A 22,914-nucleotide genomic window follows, 5' to 3' on the forward strand; every position below is an offset into this window, starting at 1 on the left:
CTCATCAAGGACAACGAACATGACAATGAATGAATTGAAACAGCAACTCGCCGAATTGATTGCCGAGAAAGAAGCAATTGAAAACAGTCTTCCCATCCTGCACGCGGAATGGAGCAATGCGCCTAACAACTACAGTCCAATCGGCAACATGATCGGAAGCCCTGAGAGAAGTGCCGCCATGGATCGTTACTCAAGTGCTGAATGTCGCCTGAGGGCAATTCCATCCTCGATCAGCCGTATCGAGGAAAAGATGGCTTACTTGGAGCGCATTGAACACGTCGAAGAAATCAGGGCAAAGTCGATCCAAACCATGTCCGAAGCGGCCGCTGAAATCGAAGCGCTGAAGCAGACACAATCGCATCTGAGCCAACGCCTTCAGACCATTCAGTCGGATGCGCAGCAATCGCTGGAGAAAGCACAGCAGGCAGAACGAGATGCAGCAAGCCTGTATGCACGCAGCTTGGCGAGTGGCGATAGCGACGGCGAGAAATCCGCTAATGGTGAAATGCAGAAGGCGGCCAAACAACTCGCTGCCACTGATGAGCACGTCAGAAGACAGGAACTCATCATGGAGGCCTTGCAGGCTGAGCTCGACTCCCTTGAAACGCAAATCGCCACTGCACAGCAGCGGGAGAACGATGCAAAAGAATCGGCCCTGAGCGCTGTAAAGCTGACTCTGGAAGAAGAGTGGAACGCCGCTGCGGAACACTTGGTAGTCCTGGGCGCACGGATACTCGCGGCGGACTACGCCCGAGGGTACTCGGGATATGGTTTCTCCAAGCTCGATGTACCTCAATTCGGACCTTTCCATTCGGATCTTCGTCACTCAGACCTAGTCTCCGCAGCCCGCTCCATCAGCACAGAGGATCTGCTGGCAGCTTGAACCCGAAGCAGCCCGCTCACGCGGGCTGTTTAGAACCCCATCAGGACAAAGATCATGATCACTCCAATACTGAGCAGCGCGAACTGGACCGACACCTTGAAGGCACGCAAAAACCACCTGACCGCGCTGATGAAAATCGTGGACATCAAAACGGGCAAGGTCTCGAATGTTCAGACACTGACGGTCAACTTGATCAAGAACGAAATGAGCTACATCGAAGACCAGTTGAAAGGGCGTAAGTGAGCTGAACTCCGTGCTGTAATACACTTCAGAAAGATATCGCTAAAACACAACAAGGAATTCACATGTCCAAACTCGCCGAATACCGCCAGCTTGAGAAACACCTCGCCGAACAGCTTCAGGCTTTGGAAGCACTGAAGAGCGATGGCGCATTGAAAAAAGAGATCGAGTTCGAAACCAAGCTACGCGAGCTGCTCGATCAGTACGGTTTCAGCCTCAAGCACATCATCAACCTGCTGGATCCGCAGAGCACGAAACGCGCTTCAACACCAGCGCCGGCACCTGGCAAGCGTAAGCCTCGCGATCTGAAGGTCTACAAGAACCCGCACACCGGCGAAGTGGTCGAAACCAAAGGCGGCAATCACAAGACGCTGAAGGAGTGGAAATCCAAGCACGGTGCCGACGAAGTTGAAAGCTGGGTGAAGAAGTAACGCAGCTTGAATAAAAGGCCTCTCAGAGGCCTTTTTTTGTTGATCACAATCAAAGTCCAACGCCCTCAACTGCTCTCCTGTAGTTCGCTGTAGCCTTCTCGATCATAGCTCTGCGCTCCTCACGGGTGATGACGCCTTCATTGAAGTATTGCTCGGCCCTCCCAACCTGATCGAGCTGCTCCTGGCTGCACTCCACGATTTTTTCTTAGCGACCGCATCTGCCCAATAGCTGCCGCTCACGAACGTCTGCTTTCGGCCAAAAGCGGACCTTTGAGAGCTGAACCTTCGGGTCAATAGTGGACGTGGATTTTCAATAGCCGTGGACTATTCACCGTCATTATCGTCATTATTACGGGTGAGTGCGCCCTTTCTGCTTGTTTGGGGGCAATGAATTATTCTTATTTGAAACGGAAGTCAACAATGAAAAAACCGTCTGGAATGCAGGACGAATTTGATAAGGCGATAGAGCAAACCGTAGCTCCCGAGAATATTTTGCCGCTGGCTATGTCTAGGTCAGTTGAACGACTGGGCTTGAACTGTGATGAGTCAGATCTGAAGGAATTAATAAATGCCGTTATTAATTCAAAGCATGGCGAGATTAATATTGATCTAGACATCCCATGCTCATTTGGCACGACGAAGGAAGACGTACAATCCACGATCACAACGATTTTTGACGATCTAAAATTTACAATCAAAGAAGTTTCGACCGAGATAACTGAAGCTTTGCCACAGGCGGTACAGATTACATTGGAAAAAATGGCCTATATAGTTGGCGGAGAGCTACTGAACAAAGCAACGGAGCACACTGAATATCTTGATAAAATTCAGGAGTTGCGCGCAAGCACAGTTGAAAAACTTTGGAATAAAGCTGTAAATCAATTAGACATGCTAAGACACTTAGTTATTGAATGGGACGGAGCTGCATTTGAAATTAAGAGCGGGCCATACGCCAATGTGAATACCGCGCGCGCGCTGAATAGAATAGTTTTACGATTGTATAGTGTGGTTGGTGAAATCATCGCACTGGCTCGAGCTGGGTATGCTGATGGTGCATTAGCGAGGTGGCGAACGATTCATGAAATTTGTATTATCGCGATTTTCTTGAGCAAACAATCTGATAGGTGTGCGCAAATGTACTTAGCACACAGCATAATTGACGAGTTAAGATTGGTTGAGTCAGGTAGCAGGGAGGGGATTCACAAAACTAACAATAAAGCTGACCAACAATATCTAATTTCGCTAAGAAAGCAGAAGTCGCAACTAGTAGAAATATTCGGCCCATCTTTTGCTAAAGACCTGGGCTGGGCAGCAGTAGAGCTCGGTCGCACAAGAGTGACCTTTCGAGAGCTTGAAGATTTTGTTGAAATGGGAATGTTGAGGAAAGGCTATCAGCATGCTAACAGTGCAACTCACGGAGGCGCGCTAGCTGCCCTAACGAGAATTAGTTTAGGGATGGATATTGAATATGCTAGCGAAGTTTCACCTGCATTCGGATGTGAAGTAGCGATAGACTATGTAGCAGGATCTCTATCAACATTGATTGCGGAACTCTGCGTAGAGACAGAAAGCGCCGATCTTTTAATTATGAATATGGTTATTCAGGATTTTTCTTCTAGCGTGCACAACCATATTGAAAACTCAAAAAAGAACATTTCTCGCATTACTCCTCGTGCAAAGTTTCAATTTAAGAAATCGCGAAACTCACTCTTAAATACCAGGCAAGGAAAGAAGAAATGACGCTGCTTTTGGCTGATGGGGGCCGCTCAGGAACAACCGTATCCGGCCAATAGCGGTCGCCGTGGCCGTCAGCTTTCGCCATATGCGGACGCTTGCAAGTGAGCGCTAGCTGTCAAAGCAGTTGTTGCAAATGGTGCCCTAGCAAGTCTATGTTGAGGCTTAGAAGTGTCTACGAAATCCGGGGCGATTCCATTTCTGTGCAAACATCGCACTGTACAAGCCGCGCCCTACCATTAGCGGGCAGTCAACGTCCTATAAGTTTACTTAGCTAACTTTAGCACAACTATATCTGCATACGACCACGTCTACAAAGGGGGGCACCTAAAGCAAACTTAATAATTTAAATTCTATTAAAGTTCGAGAAAGGAGCACAGGGATTCCGCTGATGCGCACTTCTGCCTAACAATAACAGAACTGTTTGCAATCTGTTCACCATATGCCTCGTACCTCTCTGATGGACTCTTTTGTAAACGTATCGCCCCATCCTTATTATGCGCTTTGAAACCAGCAGCTATAAGGCGAGCTTCCCAATCACTTAGGTCTTCGAGGTTGTAAGGTGCGGTCAAACTAGCGAAAGCAATATTGGCAGGGTCTAGTGTGGCCAGCAACCACGTCTCTATCGCGAATGAGGTGATTGCAAAGTGGACTATATCTTTACTTGGCTTTTCCTTAAGCCAGTGATGCAGGGCCTCTTCGCAGTAATCCCTTCGATGTTTGACTGCTGGATTGAATGCCGGAATATCCTTTATTTGCTCAGCAATATCAGAGTCAATTTGAATAATCAACCCTTTAGCGCCTCGAATTGCCATTAGCGCTTGCCAGCTTTGCCTAGCGAGTAAAGGCCTTAAATTTGGATGTACTGCTGCAATATCTTGTGGGGTTTTCACTCCATATTTTTTACACCAGTTTCTAACCCCGCCCCAACCATGTCTCTCCCAAGTCCCAGTGGTTGCATCAATTTGAGGAGCCAGCGCTATAATCTCTACTGGCTTACCAAGGTCCTCGTAGATTTTCGATGCTAACCGCTTGATAACATATGTATCGGTCGGGCCTTCGCAGACGAGTAAATATTTGTCCAATTTAGAATCCTGCTGGCATGCCACCTATTGCTCCTGACATCCATATTTCGGAAAGCTTCATGCCGAAATATCGTTCTTCCCACTGTTCCTTAGTCGTGTCCTGCGGCGGAGAGACTCTCCTGAATTTAGTATGGCCATCTTCGTCGCGTTCAACAACAAACAATCTATGTTTAGAATTGAACAAGTCAACTGCATCAAGCGCTGCTGGATTATGAGTTGTCAAAAACAGCTGCTTTTCAGGGTTTTTTTCTAGTATTTCTGATATTTGACTCATCAACGCCCTAATCAGCCCGGGATTTAGTGCGTTGTCAACATTGTCGAGTGCAAAAATATTTGGAGAATTTTTATGAATCAGTAGAACGAGGGCGAATAAAATATACAGCGCGCCTTCACTCACGTCGTAACCGTATAGCTTATTGAAGTTGGTTATCATGTATTTGTCGCTGTAGACAACCTTCGCTCCAATAAGGTTAATATGCCCTGAAACAAGCTCTTGGTTAACTTGTTTCGTTGTGCCTACAGATTTAACCCAATTGATGAGCTCAAAAAAACGCTGAATCTGAGGTCTGGCTTCCTTATCATTCAAAACTTCATTTAACGCATCTGCTAGGCGTCCCCCGTACAATCCTAGAGGTTCTTTAGCACTAGAATCTGTCTCAGTGCCTCGAAGCAGAGGTGTTGCAGGTGCGTAAATTGCATATTTTGTCAGCGCAGAGAGAATTTCTATTTCCTGAGAATAATTAGTATCATTCTGAATAGTTTTCAACGCCTGCAGATAAGGGAATATAGCTTTCCGATTATCTAGTTTGGAATTTAGCGAATTTCCATTGAGGGTGGCCCCGTTATTTGAGCGCCCGGCTATTGTTGCACCCTCGACCTTTACTGACTCAGAGTGATAGCGAAAACCATCAACAGCATTGACACTCATTGAATAACTTAAATCATTGTCAAAATGAGCTTCCAGCCTGAATATACTTGTGCGATTTTTATTCTTAAATGCACTACGAAATATCGCAGACGAAGAAAGCCTAGCACCTCTATGCTGTAGTCGCTCATAATCTATCCCACCTTCTAAAGATGCGGAAAGCATAGCAATGGCTTCGAGCAAGTTACTTTTACCAGCGCCGTTGGTTCCTATAAAAACATTAAGCTGTCCCAAGTCCAAACTATCCTGCCAGATGGACTTGAACCCTTTAATATCTAGTTGCCGCAATATGGCCATATTTCTGCTCTGATCCGTTTCTTCATGCTTCGACAATAACTCTCATAGATCGTGCAGCCCTCTCCAATCCTTGCGACGAGGATGCTAGCACCAAAAATAAAAAATACAGCTTTTTCAGGTCCATTTTGATTAAAAATAGTCGGCTATCCGTGGTGTTCGTCAAAAAAGGGTTCGATGGAGGGCTGCAGTTCGTTGCTTCCGGCTGGAGCGCTAGCTATGAAATTGGCGGATTTTAGTGGATTTCAATCAGCTACGCGCTGCCTGCTGGATCCTAACCCTCGCGTGATTGCCCGGCTAACCTAGAGAGATGGAGGAGGGTTAACAATTCGTCCCGTGTCGAAAGCGGCATCAGAGCAAAGGTCCGGCAAATTGCGCCTTATTGACTAGACACATCCCAATGGCCGCCTTTGGCCGTTAGCGGTCGATTGCGAACGTCCGCTTCTGGCCGAAAGCGGCCGCTGGCTGGACCCGATGATGGATTGGATGCAGTAGCCGCCTTCCCCCACCCCAACTGATTGGCTAAAGTCTCAAATCATCTGCGCGGCGAAGCAATTTTTAAGCATGCCGTATCTAAGCCTCTCTGCTGTGGCCGCATGAGCTAGGCTTTGCGAAACCCTTATTTCCAGGATGGATCGCATGCCAAATAACTCAGCTTCTAATATCGCCACCGCTGACGCCCTGACATTGCTCCTGCACAATCAGCATGCACTGGCGGCGGCAATCGAGGAGGTTGCCGTTTGGCTTGCAGCCAGTGGCGCAGCAGTCGTTGCAGATAACGCTGTGATGGCTATGGAGACCTTGGACACAAATGCAAAATCGATCACAGATGCGATTATGCGAATACGGCAATCCTAATCTCGCCGATACTGGCAGCAATCGGCCAGAAGCAGTTCTTCGAAGTGTCTAATGAAGAAGGACCGACTCATGGTCTATTTGACTAGAGCGAGTACCAAATCTTTCATTAGTCGAAAAAAAACCGCCCCTGCCGAAGCCAAGGCGGTTCACAGCTCGACCTTAAGGCAGGTCGTCTAAGCGGTCACGCAGTAATTCATAGACGTGATAGACACGCGCACAAACCACCACGACATCCCACGCATGTTTCAAGAACTTGAACATGCTTGGCCCTCCCGTAGTTGGGCCAGCCTCCAGCGCGCTTATCCCGGAACACGCACGCTTTTCGGAACACACCAAGCGTTCCCTATGAGGTGGCTAAGCCATTGAACTCTCGGTTACATCCGGCACGGATTCCTAGGCCCGTGTAGAGAGTCGCAACTCGCGTCAGTCCTGGTTAGCAGCTCCCAGTCGGCTGTGCGCGAATCTGGCCCGATGTTAACCAATTTATTCCAGCTCCGGGGGGCGCAGTGGCGCACAACTCGACATAACACCAGAGGCTTTTTGGTCCGAAGGTAGGATTTACGGGGCTTCGGCTGGGTTTAGTTTTTTAATTATTTTTTTCACGGGTATAAGTTTTGGACAAAAAACAAACAAAAAGCTGCCAGCCCTTACCCGCCGGGCTCTTCTGCGCGTTGTCATCGCAAAGATGGCGGGCGGCCATCAGGCCGCCAATCGTTAATTATTGCCACCAGTAGTGCCACCTGTGTAAGCTCCTTTCACACCAAGCGTTCCCTGTGAGCGAGCCATGTCGGCCCCTAACCGGAATGGCAGAAAAAACCGCCTACCTAAGGCGGTTTTTTTTGTCTGCGATTTGCGAATCCCATGTAAAAGCTAACGTTTTTTCCGATCAGTTGTCTTGCGGGTCGAAAATTCCAGCTGAATCGCCCTTAGTTTATAGACGAATGATGACTGCTTGTGGCCGTATGCGGTCGCATGGGAATGTCCGTTTCTGGCCGACAGCGGTCGCTTGCGGTGTCCGCCTCTGGCCGAAAGCGGCCCGTTGCGACTGCTGACTGATCTCTGGCACAGCGGCCAAACTGATGACAGCCCGTTAATCGCATCTATTGGGCAGACTGGGAGTAGGAAGGACTTGGTCTCCTGCACATGGACATGACCTCCTCCGTCCCTCTTGCAAGCACCAGAAGCGTTACACCAGATTGATGAGTTACACGTCTAAATGTTGGTGTACGAAGCCGATGTAACATTAGAAATATTCAATAAATACAGTTACTTACCATTCTTCGTTACACCAGTTACACGAGTTACACCGCATTTGGAGGTATGCATACCCCGACACCCCGGAAGCATCAATCCCACCAGCGAACGTCAGGTGCATTTCCCGCAGTGTGCCGGGGCCCCTGAGGTTTTCTTCGAGACACGGGGTCGGAAACCCGCCGGACCTTGTTAGCGGGACAACTCCCAGCTTAGTGAACAGGTGAACCCGGTGAACTGCCTGTTCACCTGTGCATCTGCACTACAAAACACTCGATCCAAGGTCATCATTACCGGTACGGTAACGATGTCCTTTTGTCTTCAAGATCTTTTCAATTTCAACGTTGAAATTTCAGTAAGCTCCAGCATCTTCCGCTACCACAGTCCCGCGGGTTTCCGACCCCGTGTAAGAAGAATACTCTCAGGGTCCCCAGTGGTATTTGGGTAACCGCCGGCATACGATGCTTGGACTAGGCTCATTGACTGGAACGTTCGCTGACCGCAGGCTGAAATGGGAACAATTCATGGAAGACAAAGCACTACTGGTTTCGGTACTAAAACGCATCAACGAAAACCAAATCGCGTTAGGGGCTGCTGTAGAAGAGCTTTCGAACTGGGTTGAACAACGTGGCTCCATAGACGTGGCTGATAACGTTCGAGGCGCCCTGGCAGCTTTGGATAGGAACGAAGGGTTTCTGACTCTCGCCTTAATCTCACTTTCTGCTGAGGCTGGCTCTGATGCAAAGCCCGAGTGAATCTGACGCTTCTTCCCAGACGACACCGCCGCGACTGTTCAAATATCTACATTCCGACCGGATCGATGTATTGGAGGCGTGCAAAATTTGCTTCTCCTCTTCGCTCAACCTTAATGACCCGTTTGAGCTGAAGCCCCCTGTACGCCTTTATGAATCAGACGAATCGATGTGGGCTATGGTCGATGAGCTGCTGCCCGCCCTGATCGAAGAGACGCTCGCCGAGCTACCTCCCCCCTTTAGGAATCAAGCGACGAAAAGGCAAATTGAGTCTCGGGCGCGAGCTCAATTGCTTTCGAAAGATAATGGCTTCCTCAAAATCCTGAAGGAGCTAACTCCTGCCCTTCACTCACGCTTTAATCAAGTAATGGAAAACAGAGTTGGTATTCTTTGCCTGACGGAGAAACCCGACGACATTTTGATGTGGGCGCACTACGCGTGCTCCCATGAGGGCTTTGTGATCGAATTCGATCCAGAGTCAGTTTTTTTTAATCAGCGGCGATCTGCAAAAGATGAATTCAGGCACCTCAGGCCTGTTCAATACTCAAATGTCAGGCCATCACTGATCTTCGATAATGCCGATATGAAAGCCATGCTCACGAAGAGCGAGCATTGGTCCTACGAACGAGAGTGGCGAATGATGGTGGACTTGAATGACGCTACAACTGTCCTGTCGGTTCACGAGAAAACCTACCACCTTTTTGAGTTCCCCTCCTCCTGCATCAAGTCTGTGATACTAGGAGCTCGCATGCCCCAGGCCATTAGGGCAAAATTTCTTGAACTGATCGGCGAAAACTCGATGCTCGCTCACGTCAGCTGTTACCAGGCATCAACCGATGACGTCCTTTTCAAACTAAATATCGATCCGACGTGAGATACGAATAGCAAGGAACAGCTTGTATCCCTATCTGTATCCCTCACTGTATAATTTGTCCGCAAGCCACGAATTATATAGAACGCACGAGTCTCCCTCGGGCACCAAAATTAAGAAAGGTCTTGCTTAGCAAGGCCTTTTTTTTCGTCTGCCGGAAAGTGCCGCTGGCCATCCGGCGAGATCTCACACAGGTTCACCGCATGGAAACGACACTGGAAACAGTCGCCCTTTTCTCCCTGAAACTCGCCTACGAGGAAGAGGGCCTGAGCCCGATTCTGCGGGATGATCTGGTCATGGGCGATTATGAGAGAGACGTGTTCGAGCTGCTGTTGCGCCGGGGCGATATCGAAACGATCCAGCTCAAGATGAATGAGTGCCTGAGCCTGGCGCTGGACGCCCTGGGTGGAGTGGACAAACCGTTGGGGCGGGAGCTGCACAAGCTGTCCACCGACTTCAGCCAGGCACGGTCGATGGAGCAGCTGGAAGCGCCGCTACTTTCGCTGAAAACCTATTTGAAAGACATTCTTTAACTGAACAAACGTCTGCCCCCCAACTGTTGCCGAATCAACTAGCGAGAAGCGCATCTTATTTTCACCCGCGCTTTACGCTAGTTACCATTCGAAAGGACAGAACTAAAATTAATGCCCGAGCCAAAGCAAAACCCTAAAAAGCCCTAAACTATTCTTCATCATCAACCCCGCTAATAACATCTCCATTTTCTAACAGGAGAGCGACATAGTCAGCATTACGCTTAGCTCCTGCAATGGCGGCCAATTCATTTCCTATCTCGGTAAAAGGAAAGGCTTCGAGCATTGCCATTCCGTCCTCACCTCTTTCAACAACAGCAAAATAACTTTCAGAAAAATAACTCACCTCCACCAAATCGAAATCCTCTTCGCTCTCGTCTTCTCCGGCCACAACACCGGAGCCATAATATATTTCAGACCCGCTCAGCAGACCGATATTCTTCAAATGCAGGTCCACATCCACTGTCAAACCACTCTCTCGCAGAAAAGCAAAATACTCATAAGAAAAATTTGGAAGCACCCACTCCCCGTCATTTATCTCAAATGAAAAACTACACATCAAAGTAAACATCTTAGCCTCATCGGCAGTGAGCGATTTGACTGCCATGAGAGTTCGAGGTTTAAAAGTGCCGGGATTCGCGACTTCCCCAGCAAGAATCTTTGCCCAGACTTGCTGCATCTCGGCATCACCAACATCTTGGCTAAGCCCAAAAAAATCAACTATCCAATCCTCGTTAACTTCTTGATCAGACACAGCATCCGGAAGTTCTAAAGCTGCACGACCGACAATTGCATCTATATTATTCTGACGTCGCAACTCACGAAAACTGACACGTTCATAAGCCCGAGAAGAAATATCACTCACGAGATTTTTCGCTTCAGCCATGATCACCATGGATTTTGCTTCAGCCTTGGCGTCTCGAACTTTTGCAATCGGCGCATATATTGCGCCAATTCCTTTCGAAACAGACTCAATGAGTTTGGTTATAGGTTCCGAAATCCCTTTTAAGTCGACGAGCGAAATACCTGCATCAGCCATACCAACCTCCCTTAACTTCCAATAACAAAGACTAAAACCAGTATCAAACCAACAGCCAGCATCAACTCACAGAAGATGCCTGGAAATGTACTTCGAAATCTCCACCATCGACGTTTTCCCGGTGAACTCAAACTTCACCTTGCCCAGCGACGAAAAGTAAATCTCCAGCTCCGAGTCCAGATCAAACGTCCCCGACGTTTCGACGGAGTACGCGACGATGTTCTTGTACGGCAGCGAGGTGAAGTCCTTTTTGCTGCCTGTAATGCCCTGAACGTTGACCGCGATGATGCGTTTGTTGGTGAACACCACGCCGTCGCGCATGGCCTTGTAGGAGTCGATCACCTCTTCGCCATCCAGTAACAACGCAGTCACGCGTTCGGCGTACTCGTCGTTCTGCTTAAGTTTGAAGAAGCCTTTGTTGTTGAAGTCGATCATCTGTCCATCCTCTCGTTCAAGAAAACATCCTGTTTTGACTACCGAGCCTTGACCACCCGAACCTCGGTCGGAAACCCGTCTGCCCCTACCAGTTTTTTCCACCCGACATACTGAAAGATCCCGCGCTCATCAATGTAGTCGCCCTTCTCCACCGGACGGCCACCCAACACCGCCACACGCTTCTCCTCACCACATCCACCGTCCGACGCATCGACGGTATAGATCACATACGGCTTCACATATTGCGTGGCGCGAAAGTGGCGGCCGCAGACGGCGTCGACGGTGATCATCATGGTTTTCAGGCGTGCTTCGCCGTCCATGTCTTCGTGGAGTTTGAGGAAGGAGATTTCGCCGACGTCGCTGTAGCCAAGCGAACGGGCGCGTTGGTATTCGGGGGAGTTCTGGTGGGCGATCCGGCCTTGCTCGGCAGCCTGGTTCATTCTGTCGGCGAACTCGGCTTTGCCACGGGCAATCATCGCATCAGCCTCGGCCGCCACATTTTCGCATTGAGCGAATTCCCCGGAGGCGAGGTATTGGGGAGGCAGGTTCGAGCGGTGTTCATTCATGATCCGCTGGCTGTTCTCCAGGTCGCCCATCACCTCAACGGCGCCAGGCACGCGACCGCTCTGGACGTCGGCCATTTTTTCCTGCATCCGCTGACAACTGGCCAGGTAATACTTCCAGCTGTTTTCCGGGTGTTCTTTCCAGGCGGCGAATGCCGGGATCATGGCGCTGGCGAAAGTGATTGCGCACAGCAGACGCAGAGCAGGGGCGACTTTTGACATGAGTAGTCCATTACAGAAATCAGGAAAGTGGCGCGAAGCTACTATTTTGCTATCTTGCCGTCCACTGTCGCCAGGCTTATCAAGGGCATGCAACGCGACTGATTCAAAAGGATGAATTCGATGGATGGTGTGGTTGCTTTAATGGCCTGGGCCGGCATGTGGGTGTGGGTCGTCCGGCATCGCGGCGCGTGGAATCTGCTTCTCGCCAATGTGCTGGGCGCAGCCAGCGGCATGGTGGTGGGTGTTGCAGTCAGCGAGCTTTGTATTGGCCTGTTCGGATCAACCCGACCGCCGATTTATGGCGTCATGGGCATACTGCTGGAAATAATGGCAACGGTTGCCACGCTGGTGGGTGTCTGGATGCTGGTGGCCCGTCGCTCGCAGGCTGAACATCCCGTCATGCGTCAACTTCAAGCCGCCGCGTGCGGCATGGTGGCGTGCTTAGTGGCGATCATATTTTTCGCAATCATCAATTCGCCCAAAGTCGGCATGTAAATGTCTTCGTGGCGTCAGACCTCCATTTTGGTATCTTGCCGCCCATCGTCAGGACTTATTCTGCGCGACGCACTGTTTTCAGGTTTTTGCAGGTTTAAGGAAAGGATCGAATGGAGTTTCTGCGTTTTCTGGCATTTGTCGCGGCCTGGGGTTTCATGTGGCGCTGGGTGGTGAAAAACCGCGGCAGCTGGAACCTGTTCTACGGCAATCTCGTCGGCGCGGCGGGCGGTTTCATTGTCGGGGTGGTGGTGTTGTCGATCACACTTTCGCTGTTCCCGTCGGCGGACAAGCCTCGCAAACAGATTGAAGAGACAGTGGCTCAAGCGGCTGCACCTGCCGTGACAAAACCTGAAACGCTGACACCGCCGGTGACCGTACAAAAGCCGGCTCCAGAGCCTGATAACCTGCCGACGTTTATCGCCGGCAAACCACAAAACGAGCCGTCGCCACCCGAGTCCGCCTTGCTGCCGAACTACCGAAATCGCGTGGCGGAGTCGATCTCGGAGAAAACCCGACAGGACCAATACGACGAGGCGTTCGCTTCGATCCGCGCACAGGTCGGCGATGAACCGGGCGCTGACCAGTCGCCGATCGCGTCGGTCATGTGCATCCCCTTCGTTCGACAAGCCATGCGCTTTCCGGCGTCGGCGTTCCTTGTCGAGAACGCCCCCGAATCGGCTCAGCGATTCAAGGATCAGATCTACACCATCAGCAACACCATCACTGCGCGCAACATGCTGGGTGATGACATCAGCTACCGGTTCGACTGTTCCCTGCAGCGGATCGCGGGCACGGACGCAGGTTTTGCCGCCTGGAAACTGCTGGATCTAAAGCTGCAAAAAACCGGATCTTAAGCCTCGTTTAAGGGTGACGGGCGCCAGCTGCGCTATGATCGCCGGCTGTGCGCCCAGAGCCTGATCCCGGATGTCCCGCCCCTTGGAAGACCTTGCTCCACTCCCGCCGGTATTGGCCGGCCCGATCCTGCGACGGCTGGAGCCGATGCGACTGGTGCTATGGCTCGTTGGCAGCCGACAGCTCTCATTGACTCTGCGCCTGCAAGGCGCAGGAGACATTCCACTGGATGCGGGAAAATGCACAGTCATTCAGATAGGCACGCGGGCGTTTGTTCACCTGATCGATGTCCCCCTCGAAACCGCTCTGCCCTGCGACACCCGCATCGATTACGACCTGTTGATCGATGGGCAGCAGCCGATCGCCGACTGGGCGCCACACCTGCTCTACGACAACGCCAGCGGCCCGAACTTCGTCCTGCGTTCGCGCATCGACCAGTTGTTGCACGGCTCCTGCCGCAAGCCCCATCACCCGGCCGCCGACGGTCTGCTCTGCGTTGATCGGTTGCTGGCCGCCGAAACCGGTCCGCAGCAACGACCCGCCCTGTTAATGATGAGCGGTGATCAGGTTTACGCCGACGATGTGGCCGGTCCGATGCTGCGGGCGATTCATGCCCTGATCGAGCGCCTCGGCCTGTTCGGTGAGCACCTCGAAGGCGCGGTGGTCAGCGACAGCGCGAAACTCTACGGCCACCCGGCCAGTTACTACCATCGTGCGGATCTGCTGCCGGCACTCGAGAGCAACGAGACATTGCGCGAGCGTTTCTTCGGGGGCGCGCGCAAGCCGATTTTCACCAGCAGCAGCGCCGACAATCACCTTGTGACGTTTGCCGAAGTCATGGCCATGTATTTGCTGGTGTGGTCGCCAACGCCCTGGGCACTGGTCAATCCGCAGCCACCCGCACTGACGCCTGGACGCCTCAAGCGCTATGCCCTGGAACAGACCCGTATCGACGGGTTCAAGGCCGGCCTCGGCCAGGTGGCCCGGGCATTGGCGCATTTGCCAAGCCTGATGATCTTCGATGACCACGACATCACCGACGACTGGAACCTGTCCGCGCAATGGGAGGAAACGGCCTACGGCCACCCGTTCTCCAAACGCATCATCGGCAACGCGCTGATCGCCTACATGTTGTGTCAGGGCTGGGGCAATAACCCGGATGCATTCAGCGCAGTGCTGGAGAAAACCCGCGGCCTTAGCGCCAGCAGTGATGACCGCTATCTTGACGCTCCCGTGCAGGACGGATTGATTGATGAGCTGTTGCGTTTTCAGCAATGGCATTTCGTATTGCCGAGCATCCCGGCGCTGGTCGTGCTCGACACCCGCACCCGACGCTGGCGCAGCGAGATGGCGCTCAAACAACCGTCAGGTTTGCTGGACTGGGAAGCCTTGAGCGAACTGCAGCAGGAACTGCTCGACCACCCTTCGGCGATCATCGTTTCGCCGGCGCCGATCTTCGGCGTGAAGCTGATTGAAACCGTGCAGCGAGTGTTCAGCTGGTGCGGTTATCCGCTGCTGGTGGACGCGGAAAACTGGATGGCCCATCGCGGCGCAGCCCAAGTCATCCTGAACATTTTCCGACACTCGCGTACACCGGGCAGTTACGTGGTGCTGTCAGGCGACGTGCATTATTCTTTCGTCTACGAAGTCCTGATCCGACACCGCAAGGCCGGCCCGCGCATCTGGCAAATCACCAGCAGCGGCATCAAGAACGAGTTCCCGCCGACCCTGCTGGAATGGTTCGACCGCCTCAACCGCTGGCTCTACTCACCACGCTCGCCCCTCAACTGGCTGACCAAACGCCGCCGCATGCGCATCGTCCCGTACATGCCGGAACACGCCGAAGCGGGTGAACGGCTGTGGAATTCGGCGGGGATCGGCCAGGTGTTTTTCAATCAACAGGGGCAGCCGAGCGACATCATCCAGCACAACTCGAACGGCGCACCGAAGACCCGGATGCTGGCGCCGGATTTGTCGGACTACCCTGATTAGAAAAATCTCACGTAGAGAGTGAGAGAGATGGCAGGCTCGTCGGAATCAGCTTACAGAAGACCCAGAAACGTCTCGAAGAGACTTCGGTGATACTCAGCACACCGCAGGCAGCCCGTCTGCGGCACAACCACTGATAGGTATCGCCTTGTCTTCCTGTACTCATTTCTGTACGTTCTTTGCATCAAGCGAGGACTACAACATGGACACTATCAACTACACCACAGCTCGTGCGCACTTGGCTGAAACCATGGATCGCGTGAATGAAGACTGCGCCCCGCTTCTGGTAACCCGCCAAAAAGGCGAGCCTGTAGTGATGATGTCTCTGGCCGAATACAACGCGCTGGAAGAAACGGCCTATCTGCTGCGTTCTCCGGCCAATGCCGAGCGCTTGATCAAATCGATTGGCGAAATGCGCGCTGGAAAAGTCAAAGTCAGGCAACTGATTGAAGAATGAAAATCCAGTTCACGCCGACGGGCTGGGAAGACTACTTGTGGTTTCAGCAAAACGATAAGGCCGGTCTCAAACGAATCAATCTTTTGATCAAAGCGATCCAGCGCCAACCCTTTGAAGGCTTGGGTAAACCGGAGCCGCTCAAGCACAACATGAGCGGCTTCTGGTCACGGCGGATAACTGCCGAGCATCGCCTGGTCTATGCAATCGTAGACGGCGAAATCTGCGTCATAACATGCAGATTTCACTACTGACCGAGGGATCAGACACGGCTCAGGGAACGGCCCACCCCTCTGACAATCATCCCCACCTCCCGCTCATCAATCGTCAGCGGCGGCAGCAGCCGGATCGTCTTGCCGCGAGTGACGTTGATCAGCAGTCCATGATCCCGCGCGGCAATCAGTGTCAGGTCGCGGATCGGCTGTTTGAGTTCGATGCCTATCATCAGCCCTTGCCCACGAATCGCCAGTACGTTCGGATTGTCCGCCAGCTCTGCACACAAGCGGGTCAGCAGGCGCTCGCCCTGGACCGTGGCATTTTCCAGCAGGCCTTGCTCCTCGATGATCTCAAGTACGGTGCAGCCCACCCGGCACGCCAGTGGATTGCCGCCGAAGGTGCTGCCGTGGCTGCCGGGGGTGAACAGATCCGCCGCCCGGCCCCGTGCCAGACAGGCGCCGATTGGCACGCCGTTGCCCAGGCCCTTGGCGAGGGTCATGACGTCGGGAACGATGCCTTCGTGCTGGAACGCAAACCAGCGGCCGGTGCGACCGATGCCGGTCTGGATTTCGTCGAGCATCAGCAGCCAGGCGTGACGGTTACACAACTCACGAAGGGCCTTGAGGTAGCCGGGCGGCGCCAGCTGGACGCCGCTTTCGCCCTGGATCGGTTCGACCAGAATCGCCACGATCCGCTGGCCTTGCTTGCGCTGCACTTGTTCCAGCGCCTCAAGATCGCCGAACGGCACTTTGACGAAATCCCCGGGCAAGTCATTGAAACCCAGGCGCACCGCCGGACCATCGCTGGCTGACAGAGTGCCGAGGGTACGGCCATGAAACGCGTTGGCCATCACCACCACCAGCGGCTGTTCGATGCCTTTGCGCCAGCCGTAGAGGCGCGCCAGTTTCAGCGCGGTTTCGTTGGCCTCGGCACCGGAGTTGTTGAAGAACGCCCGCTCCATCCCCGCCAGTTGCGTCAGCTTCTGCGCCAGCGATTGTTGCCAGTCGATGCTGTAGAGGTTGGAGGTGTGCAGCAGCAATCCCGCCTGCTCGCTGATCGCCGACACGATGCGCGGGTGCGAGTGACCGACATTGGTCACCGCCACGCCCGCCACCGCGTCCAGATACTCGCGGCCCGCCTGATCCCAGAGTCGGGTGCCCAGGCCTTTGATGAAGCTCAAGTCCAGCGGTTGATAGGTGTTCATCAGGGCGGCGGTCATGTCGGCAAACTCCAGCGAGGTGAGAGGTGCTGGCAGTATGGTTATCCACCTGAACTGGATAAACTCGGTAAAACTTCAATCATTTAAAAGCCGGGCTTGATAATGGATTTGTTCCAGTCGATGAGCGTGTACATCAAAGTGGTGGAGTCCGGCAGCATGACCGCGGCCGCGCTGCAGTGCGAAATGTCCACGACCATGGTGGGCAATCACCTGCGGGCACTGGAGCAACGGCTCGGCGTGCAACTGCTGCAACGCACCACCCGCCGCCAGCGACTGACCGAGTTTGGCAGCGTTTACTACCAGCGCTGCCTGGAAGTCCTAGGTCTGGTCGCCGACTCCGAACGCCTTGCCGAACAGACGCTCGATGCACCGCGCGGCATCCTGCGGGTTACCGCGCCGCTGACCTTTGGCGTCGAACGTCTGGCCCCGGCGCTCAGTGAGTTTTCCCTGCAATGTCCGCTGGTCAAACTCGACGTGATCCTGACCAACCGCCGCCCGGATCTGTTGGAAAGCGGTCTTGACGTGGCCTTCCGGCTGGGCCACTTCGACCAGTCCAACCTGATCGCCCGCCCCCTTATCGACTATACCCTGACGGTCTGCGCCTCCCCGGAGTACGTGGCCCGACGCGGCATGCCTCTCACCCCTGAAGAACTGCGCCAGCACGACTGCCTGTCCTTCGCCTACCCCGCCGGCGATGACTGGCATTCGGTGGAAAAACAATGGCGCCTAAGCGGCCCGGACGGCGAAATCATGGTCGACGTCAAAGGCCCGATGCTGATCAACAGTTCCGCCGGCCTGCATCAGGCCGCTCGCACCGGCATGGGTATCGTGATGCTGCCGGACGCGCTGGTGGAACAGGACCTGCGCGACGGCAGACTGGTCGTCGTGATGCCGGACTACCAACCGCCGAACCGCCCGATGCACCTGCTCTACGCGCCGGATCGCTATCGGTTGCCGAAACTGCGTCGTTTCGTCGAGTTCGCCATGCAGATGTGGGGCAGACCTTAAGCAACGCGACTACTGTTGGAAATACACCAGGGACGGGATCCACGAATGAACAAAGAGATTTCAATACGCGACCTCCTGCCCACGGAAGTGGAAGCGGCAAGGCAGTTTCTGGAGCGGCACGGCTGGGCTCATCGCATCGGCACCGCCGAACATTTCGCACAGCTTGTTCAGAACTCTCAGCGCACTGCGGTTGCATTGAGCGGCCAGCAGATTGTCGGCTTTGCCCGTGGTATCACCGATGGCCTGTCCAACGGTTACCTGTCGATGGTCGTGGTCGACGGGCAACATCGGCGCGCGGGTATCGGGCGGGCGCTGGTCGAACAGGTGATGGGCGACAACCCTGACATTACCTGGGTCCTGCGTGCCGGACGCGATGGTGCAGAGGCGTTTTTCGCCAGTCTTGGATTTGAGACGTCGGTGATTGCGATGGAGCGTTTGCGGCTGAAATAGCCTGTGTGAAACGCTGATTCTTCATTGTGCTTGTTTAATCACTCAACAAATTTGAATGCCATTTCCGAGATGTCCGTAGGAAGCGTCTCGACCCACATTTCCGGCATTCGCACACTCAGCCAGCCTGAATACAATCCGCCGACTTCTGCAAGCGCGGACGCATTCAAGGCCCCACATGACCTTCAGCTCACCCAAGTTCTTCCTGATCTACCTGCCCGTTGTCTTTTTTGTGTACTTCTTCCTGAATCGTCAGCGGCTGGTCACGGCTGGAAAAGTCTGGCTTGTCATTGCCAGTCTGATTTTCTATGGGCACTGGAGCGTCGCTTACATTCCCTTGCTCATGTTCTCCATCGGCTTCAACTTCATTGTCGGAAAAGCCCTCGCGGGCCCCGACAACAACCTGCCGTCAGGCCTGTCGAAAAGGACCATTCTGTGCATTGGAATAGTCACCGACCTGGCCTTGCTCGGGTATTTCAAATACAGCAACTTCCTGCTCGACAACATCAACTCGGCGCTCGGCACAGAGTTGTTTTTCTACCAGGTCATTTTGCCTCTGGGCATCAGCTTCTACACGTTTACGCAAATCGCCTTTCTGGTGGACTGTTACAAGAACCTCGCGAAAGAGTACAGCTTCGTCAACTACGCGCTGTTCGTAACGTTCTTCCCTCACCTGATCGCCGGGCCGATTCTTCACCATAAAGAAATGATGAGTCAGTTTCAGTCGCGCTGGACGCTCGTCATTCGCCACAGAAACGTGGTCATGGGCCTGTTCATTTTCAGCATCGGTCTGTTCAAGAAAGTGATGATTGCCGACACCTTTGCCGTATGGGCGGATGCCGGGTTCACTCAGGGTGTCAGTCATGATTTTTTCAGTGCGTGGACGACCAGTTTTTCCTACACCTTTCAGCTCTACTTCGACTTCAGCGGCTACTGCGACATGGCAATTGGCGCCGCCTTGCTGTTCAACATATGGCTACCGCTGAACTTCAACTCACCTTACAAAGCGCTGGACATCCAGGACTTCTGGCGGCGCTGGCACATGACGTTGAGCCGTTATCTTCGTGACTACCTATACGTACCGCTGGGCGGTAACCGGTGCGGCCGGCAGCGTTTGTATTTCAATCTGATGGTGACTTTCGTTCTCGGCGGTCTCTGGCACGGTGCGAGCTGGATGTTCATCATCTGGGGGGCATTGCATGGCGGCGCCATTGTCACGCACCGGATCTGGAAACATACGGGCCTGTCGCTGCCCGACCCTGTCGGATGGTTTGTCACGTTCATGTTCGTGAACATCACGTGGGTGTTCTTCAGAGCCGATTCCGTTGACGATGCACTGCGCATATTGCGCGCAATGGTTGATTTCGACTCGATCCATCAGCTCTCCGTAAACACCGTCCCGACTGCCAGCCTTGCCTGGGGCGGGACGTTTTCCGACCGATTGCTCGAGACCCTGCCCGCAGGCCTGGTCGCCAGCCTTGCACCGACATTGATGATTGCCGTCGCGCTGCTGATCATCCGCCGCAAAAACGCTTTCGAACTCACCGCTCACACTGATTTCGGGAAGGTGGAGACGTTCGCCATGTCCACGCTGTTTTGTCTTTCGCTGTACGCCAGCGTGCAAAGCAAAAGCCCCGTTTTCCTCTACTTCAACTTCTAGGGGCTTGCGCCTGTGAAAAGACATTTATATGCGGCGCTCACCCTGACGGTGTTGATCATGAGCACTGTTCCGACCATCAATCTGTACCAAGTGTTTACGACACAGAGCGACGTGAAGTGGTGGAAGGTCAAGGTGCTGTACAACATGGACCTGTTTCATGGATTCATCAGCAAACTGATCTATCCCGTGGGGATATCGATTCATCCGGGCAAGGTCGTCATCGGAAAGGAAGGCTGGCTGTTTCTGGGCGACGAATATGCCGACAAGATTTCTGTAAAACGCGCGGGTGTTGACCAGAAAGAGATGCAAATCATCGAAAACGTCGCCAAATCCGTGGAGTCCTGGGATCAGTGGCTGAGCAGCAAAGGCGTAGCTGCTTTTCGCATTGTCATAGGCCCGGACAAGGACTCTGTATATCCGGAATACCTTCCGGACTGGTCGTCACGCACACACACCAGACCAACCGAAGTGCTGATGCGCCACGCCCGGGGCCATATTTATGTCGACCCCACAAAGGCGTTGGTACAAGCCAAACAACAGTTCACTCATCCGCTCTACTACCAGACCGACACCCACTGGAACAACGTCGGAGCCTGGATTGCCTTCGATGAGTTACGCAAGAGCCTGGCGAACACCCGGACTCAGTTGATCTGGCCGCAGGCCTGGGAACCCCTGACTCTGACCACACACAAGCGCGCTGGCGGCGACCTCGCGCAGTTTCTGCGGATCCAGGAGTCGCTGAGCGACAATGAAGTCGTACTCAACTTCCCCGACAAGTACGCTCTGCCGGTCGAACACCATGACTTCAACTCCGGTGAAATGACTTTCTCGGGTCAGAACATCGGCATCGCATCCCCGGCGTCGCCCCTTCTGGTCAGGTCACCGCGAGCCTTGAATCCGAAAAAAGTGCTCTGGCTACGTGATTCGTTTGGCTCAGCAATGACTCCCTTTATGACCGCAACTTTCACCGAGACGCTGCATGTGTATTACCTGCCCCTCAAACCCGAAGCACTGGTCGCACTCGTTGAGCGGTTTCAACCGGACTATGTGTTCATCACCAGTGTCGAGCGCGATATTCGCGGAAATTTTTTCCAATCCAGCCCTCCCATCGCCAACGTTGATGCAGCAGTGACCAACTAGCCCAACAGGCGGATGCTTTTGCCTTGAGCTTGGCAACGGCTATGCTCGTCTTTCTCTTTCCAGCATGGATGCTGCGCAATGCTCACGATTCTGCAAAACACCCCGCTACGGGTTTACCTGATTTTTCTGCTGCTGGTTTATTTCGGCATCAAGGCGTTCTCTCCCCGCCGCGAAAGCCGTGCCTCGATGCTGATAACACCCCCGGCGTTTTTGGCGTGGTCGCTGTATTCCCTGAACCTGACGATCAACCCGGCCTTGTTTTTCAGCACCTGGATCGCCGCGTTGTTGTTGGGCGGTCTCTCGGCCTGGTGGGTGTTCTCCCGCCGGGGCGTGATGCTCGACGATTCCGCGACAGGACTGATCATGCCGGGCACCGTGAAAATCCTGATCATGTACCTGATGTTCTTTTCCGCGAATTACTACTTCGGCTATCAGAATGACGTGCACCCGGAGCGTTCCGCATCTCCGGACATGCTGCTGCTCAAGTCCGGCATTGCGGGTTTCATGTGCGGCCTGATCAGCACCCGCTCGTTGAAGCTCTACTGGACACTGCGGGCCCTTGCCGCTCAAAAGTTACCGGTGATTGCACAGTAGCCATTGAAAAACCGGTGCTCACATTCCGCTTTTCACCAGCACCGGTTTTTCCTGATAACGCTGGGCAAACAACTGCTTCAACTGCGCCACTTTCGGCATGTCGTTGATCACGATGTACGGATAGCTCGGATGCTCGGTGAGGAAATCCTGGTGATAGTCCTCAGCCGGGTAAAAACCGTTGTAGCTTTCCAGCCGTGTGACGATGGGTTTGCTGAAGGCATGGGCTGCATCCAGTTGCGCAATGTAGGCCTGGGCGACGCGTTGCTGATCAGCATTGACCGGGAACAGCGCCGAGCGATATTGAGTGCCGCTGTCCGGGCCCTGGCGGTTGAGTTCGGTCGGGTTGTGGGCGACCGAGAAGTAGATCTGCAGCAAGCTGCCGTAACTGACCTGCGATGGGTCAAAAGTGACTTGCACCGACTCGGCGTGCCCTGTATCGCCCTCACTGACCCTTTCGTATTCTGCAGTATTTGCTGCGCCGCCGGCGTAACCCGAGAGGGCCCTCTGCACGCCTTTGACATGCTGGAAAACACCCTGCACACCCCAGAAGCAGCCGCCCGCGAACACGGCGGTTTCACTGTGCGCCTGGGTGTTTTCGTCGAGTGCCGGCGGCGGGATGAGAACGCTCTCCTCGGCACCGAAGGAAAACGCCGAGCACTGTCCGATCACCCCGGCAGCCGCGACGCCCAGTAAAAAACGACGCCAGATAGTTTGAGCTTTCATGTTC

25 protein-coding genes are annotated in these 22,914 nt (G+C 53.4%); 18 read left to right on the forward strand and 7 right to left on the reverse strand.

Annotation, left to right across the window (positions count from 1 at the left end):
• Positions 1-19: 19 nt before the first annotated feature.
• From IHQ43_RS23745 to IHQ43_RS23760, 4 genes are all read left to right on the forward strand, one after another.
• The gene (locus IHQ43_RS23745; RefSeq protein WP_244142225.1) at positions 20-883 is read left to right on the forward strand and encodes a hypothetical protein; all 864 of its coding nucleotides are present in this window, start codon (positions 20-22) and stop codon (positions 881-883) included.
• Between the two features lie 54 nt (positions 884-937).
• Positions 938-1,126 carry a hypothetical protein gene (locus IHQ43_RS23750; protein WP_169431796.1) on the forward strand — a complete coding sequence of 63 codons (189 nt, stop codon included), beginning with the start codon at positions 938-940 and terminating at the stop codon, positions 1,124-1,126.
• 62 nt (positions 1,127-1,188) lie between these two features.
• Positions 1,189-1,554, forward strand: coding sequence for a histone-like nucleoid-structuring protein, MvaT/MvaU family (locus IHQ43_RS23755; protein WP_192562314.1), 366 nt, complete (start codon positions 1,189-1,191; stop codon positions 1,552-1,554).
• 420 nt (positions 1,555-1,974) lie between these two features.
• Positions 1,975-3,294 (forward strand): DUF5677 domain-containing protein, encoded by a 1,320-nt coding sequence (locus IHQ43_RS23760; RefSeq protein ID WP_192562315.1) that lies wholly within the window; start codon positions 1,975-1,977, stop codon positions 3,292-3,294.
• Positions 3,295-3,644: 350 nt separating this feature from the next.
• Here IHQ43_RS23760 and IHQ43_RS23765 read toward each other — a convergent pair whose 3' ends face one another.
• Positions 3,645-4,397, reverse strand: coding sequence for a hypothetical protein (locus IHQ43_RS23765; protein ID WP_192565074.1), 753 nt, complete (start codon positions 4,395-4,397; stop codon positions 3,645-3,647).
• Complete coding sequence (locus IHQ43_RS23770) at positions 4,375-5,631, reverse strand: AAA family ATPase (protein WP_192562316.1); 1,257 nt, start codon at positions 5,629-5,631, stop codon at positions 4,375-4,377. Before IHQ43_RS23770 ends, IHQ43_RS23765 begins: the two co-directional genes overlap by 23 nt.
• Positions 5,632-6,231: 600 nt before the next feature.
• Here IHQ43_RS23770 and IHQ43_RS23775 point away from each other — a divergent pair.
• The 4 genes from IHQ43_RS23775 to IHQ43_RS23790 all read left to right on the forward strand — a co-directional run bounded on the left by IHQ43_RS23775 (position 6,232) and on the right by IHQ43_RS23790 (position 9,857).
• On the forward strand, positions 6,232-6,450 hold the full coding sequence (locus IHQ43_RS23775) for a hypothetical protein (protein WP_192562317.1): 219 nt from the start codon (positions 6,232-6,234) through the stop codon (positions 6,448-6,450).
• A gap of 1,775 nt (positions 6,451-8,225) precedes the next feature.
• Entirely contained in the window at positions 8,226-8,456 is a 231-nt protein-coding gene (locus IHQ43_RS23780; RefSeq protein ID WP_122747801.1) for a hypothetical protein, read from the forward strand.
• Positions 8,440-9,327: a DUF2971 domain-containing protein gene (locus IHQ43_RS23785; RefSeq protein ID WP_192562318.1), complete on the forward strand. Its 888-nt coding sequence runs from the start codon at positions 8,440-8,442 to the stop codon at positions 9,325-9,327. The genes IHQ43_RS23780 and IHQ43_RS23785 overlap by 17 nt, the downstream gene beginning before the upstream one ends.
• Before the next feature lie 200 nt (positions 9,328-9,527).
• Complete coding sequence (locus IHQ43_RS23790; RefSeq protein ID WP_192562319.1) at positions 9,528-9,857, forward strand: hypothetical protein; 330 nt, start codon at positions 9,528-9,530, stop codon at positions 9,855-9,857.
• A gap of 148 nt (positions 9,858-10,005) precedes the next feature.
• Here IHQ43_RS23790 and IHQ43_RS23795 read toward each other — a convergent pair whose 3' ends face one another.
• The 3 genes from IHQ43_RS23795 to IHQ43_RS23805 form a co-directional block, all read right to left on the reverse strand.
• On the reverse strand, positions 10,006-10,893 hold the full coding sequence (locus IHQ43_RS23795) for a DUF2806 domain-containing protein (protein ID WP_192562320.1): 888 nt from the start codon (positions 10,891-10,893) through the stop codon (positions 10,006-10,008).
• Between the two features lie 66 nt (positions 10,894-10,959).
• Entirely contained in the window at positions 10,960-11,328 is a 369-nt protein-coding gene (locus tag IHQ43_RS23800) for a PH domain-containing protein (RefSeq protein WP_095191588.1), read from the reverse strand.
• A gap of 38 nt (positions 11,329-11,366) precedes the next feature.
• Complete coding sequence (locus IHQ43_RS23805) at positions 11,367-12,113, reverse strand: hypothetical protein (RefSeq protein ID WP_192562321.1); 747 nt, start codon at positions 12,111-12,113, stop codon at positions 11,367-11,369.
• Positions 12,114-12,233: 120 nt separating this feature from the next.
• On the opposite strand from IHQ43_RS23805, the gene IHQ43_RS23810 reads away from it, so the two are divergent.
• The 5 genes from IHQ43_RS23810 to IHQ43_RS23830 all read left to right on the forward strand — a co-directional run bounded on the left by IHQ43_RS23810 (position 12,234) and on the right by IHQ43_RS23830 (position 16,157).
• Complete coding sequence (locus IHQ43_RS23810; protein ID WP_192562322.1) at positions 12,234-12,608, forward strand: hypothetical protein; 375 nt, start codon at positions 12,234-12,236, stop codon at positions 12,606-12,608.
• Between the two features lie 110 nt (positions 12,609-12,718).
• Positions 12,719-13,462: a hypothetical protein gene (locus tag IHQ43_RS23815; RefSeq protein ID WP_192562323.1), complete on the forward strand. Its 744-nt coding sequence runs from the start codon at positions 12,719-12,721 to the stop codon at positions 13,460-13,462.
• Between the two features lie 70 nt (positions 13,463-13,532).
• Positions 13,533-15,452 carry an alkaline phosphatase D family protein gene (locus tag IHQ43_RS23820; RefSeq protein ID WP_192562324.1) on the forward strand — a complete coding sequence of 640 codons (1,920 nt, stop codon included), beginning with the start codon at positions 13,533-13,535 and terminating at the stop codon, positions 15,450-15,452.
• Between the two features lie 199 nt (positions 15,453-15,651).
• Positions 15,652-15,906, forward strand: coding sequence for a type II toxin-antitoxin system Phd/YefM family antitoxin (locus tag IHQ43_RS23825; protein WP_192562325.1), 255 nt, complete (start codon positions 15,652-15,654; stop codon positions 15,904-15,906).
• Positions 15,903-16,157, forward strand: a complete 255-nt coding sequence (locus IHQ43_RS23830) for a Txe/YoeB family addiction module toxin (RefSeq protein WP_011335833.1) — start codon at positions 15,903-15,905, stop codon at positions 16,155-16,157. The genes IHQ43_RS23825 and IHQ43_RS23830 overlap by 4 nt, the downstream gene beginning before the upstream one ends.
• An 8-nt stretch (positions 16,158-16,165) precedes the next feature.
• Here IHQ43_RS23830 and IHQ43_RS23835 read toward each other — a convergent pair whose 3' ends face one another.
• On the reverse strand, positions 16,166-17,338 hold the full coding sequence (locus tag IHQ43_RS23835) for an aspartate aminotransferase family protein (RefSeq protein ID WP_192562326.1): 1,173 nt from the start codon (positions 17,336-17,338) through the stop codon (positions 16,166-16,168).
• A 102-nt stretch (positions 17,339-17,440) separates the two neighbouring features.
• Here IHQ43_RS23835 and IHQ43_RS23840 point away from each other — a divergent pair, with 102 nt between their 5' ends.
• The 5 genes from IHQ43_RS23840 to IHQ43_RS23860 all read left to right on the forward strand — a co-directional run bounded on the left by IHQ43_RS23840 (position 17,441) and on the right by IHQ43_RS23860 (position 22,187).
• Positions 17,441-18,346 carry a LysR family transcriptional regulator gene (locus tag IHQ43_RS23840; RefSeq protein ID WP_192562327.1) on the forward strand — a complete coding sequence of 302 codons (906 nt, stop codon included), beginning with the start codon at positions 17,441-17,443 and terminating at the stop codon, positions 18,344-18,346.
• A 45-nt stretch (positions 18,347-18,391) separates the two neighbouring features.
• Positions 18,392-18,796, forward strand: coding sequence for a GNAT family N-acetyltransferase (locus IHQ43_RS23845; RefSeq protein ID WP_192562328.1), 405 nt, complete (start codon positions 18,392-18,394; stop codon positions 18,794-18,796).
• Between the two features lie 175 nt (positions 18,797-18,971).
• A complete protein-coding gene (locus IHQ43_RS23850) occupies positions 18,972-20,453 on the forward strand; it encodes an MBOAT family O-acyltransferase (protein ID WP_192562329.1) in 1,482 nt (493 codons plus the stop codon).
• A gap of 57 nt (positions 20,454-20,510) precedes the next feature.
• Positions 20,511-21,593: an alginate O-acetyltransferase AlgX-related protein gene (locus IHQ43_RS23855; protein WP_192562330.1), complete on the forward strand. Its 1,083-nt coding sequence runs from the start codon at positions 20,511-20,513 to the stop codon at positions 21,591-21,593.
• Positions 21,594-21,671: 78 nt separating this feature from the next.
• Positions 21,672-22,187: a hypothetical protein gene (locus IHQ43_RS23860; protein ID WP_192562331.1), complete on the forward strand. Its 516-nt coding sequence runs from the start codon at positions 21,672-21,674 to the stop codon at positions 22,185-22,187.
• 18 nt (positions 22,188-22,205) lie between these two features.
• Here IHQ43_RS23860 and msrA read toward each other — a convergent pair whose 3' ends face one another.
• Positions 22,206-22,910 carry a peptide-methionine (S)-S-oxide reductase MsrA gene (gene msrA / locus IHQ43_RS23865; protein ID WP_192562332.1) on the reverse strand — a complete coding sequence of 235 codons (705 nt, stop codon included), beginning with the start codon at positions 22,908-22,910 and terminating at the stop codon, positions 22,206-22,208.
• Positions 22,911-22,914: the final 4 nt, after the last annotated feature.

It is taken from the genome of Pseudomonas gozinkensis (genome assembly GCF_014863585.1).
Taxonomy (GTDB): Bacteria; Pseudomonadota; Gammaproteobacteria; order Pseudomonadales; family Pseudomonadaceae; genus Aquipseudomonas; species Aquipseudomonas gozinkensis.